Origin of the sequence: Acinetobacter sp. USHLN143 (assembly GCF_037145695.1) — a bacterium.
Taxonomy (GTDB): domain Bacteria; phylum Pseudomonadota; class Gammaproteobacteria; order Pseudomonadales; family Moraxellaceae; genus Acinetobacter; species Acinetobacter fasciculus.
The window spans coordinates 1-842 of record NZ_JBBCWZ010000180.1 but is presented as its reverse complement, the minus strand read 5'-3'; the positions used below and the strand labels follow the sequence as shown (position 1 = coordinate 842).

The 842-nt window shown below is 33.8% G+C and carries 1 protein-coding gene; it reads left to right on the top strand.

The features are described from left to right. A partial coding sequence (locus WFH18_RS17560) for an IS982 family transposase (protein WP_336755380.1) occupies window positions 1-819 on the top strand: 819 nt, incomplete at its 5' end. Between the last annotated feature and the right edge of the window lie 23 nt (window positions 820-842).

Below are 842 nucleotides of genomic sequence, written 5' to 3'. Positions count from 1 at the left end.
AAAAAGTTTAATGAATCTTTAGAGAAAGCTCTAATTTCTGATCAAAAAACAACAATGAAAAAGTCAGCTTTAAGCTTGTCTGAAGTCATGACCATTGTCATTTTATTTCATAAATCCGGGTTTAGATTTTTCAAATATTTTTATTGTCATATGATCATCCCATTTTGGAAATCAGCTTTTCCCAAGCTTCTTAGTTACAATCGTTTTATTGAAATTATGCCGCGTTGTTTGCAAGCTTTGAGTAGTTTCTTCCATCAAGTTAAAGGAGAAGATACCGGAATTTGTATTATTGATTCGACTAAATTGGTCGTTTGCCATAATCTTAGAATTAAAAGACATCGTGTATTTAAAGGCTTAGCTGGTCGTGGTAAAAGTAGCACAGGTTGGTTTTATGGATTTAAAGTCCATATTGTTATCAACAACTTGGGTGAAATTATTAATCTCAAGATTACATCGGGAAGTGTTCATGATGTTGCTGTACTTGAATCTTTAACCCAAGAGTTAAAAGGTATTTTACTGGGCGATAAAGGCTATCTGAGTAAAGCAAAAACTGAAGCTTTAGCAGCAAGGGGGCTCAGACTATTAACCCCGTCACGCAAGAATATGAAAAATAAACCCATCCAAACTGAAGAAGAAAAACAATTGCTTTGCAGAAGAGGATTGATCGAAACAGTGAATGATCAGTTAAAAAACTTACATCAAATTGACCATTCACGTCATCGTTCGGTGAATAACTTTATGGTGAATATTATGGCTGCTATAGTGGCTTATTGCTTAAATCCAAATAAGCCAACTTTCCAAAACTTGCTAAAAAGCTAAAATATTTCATCGAACTCAGGTTA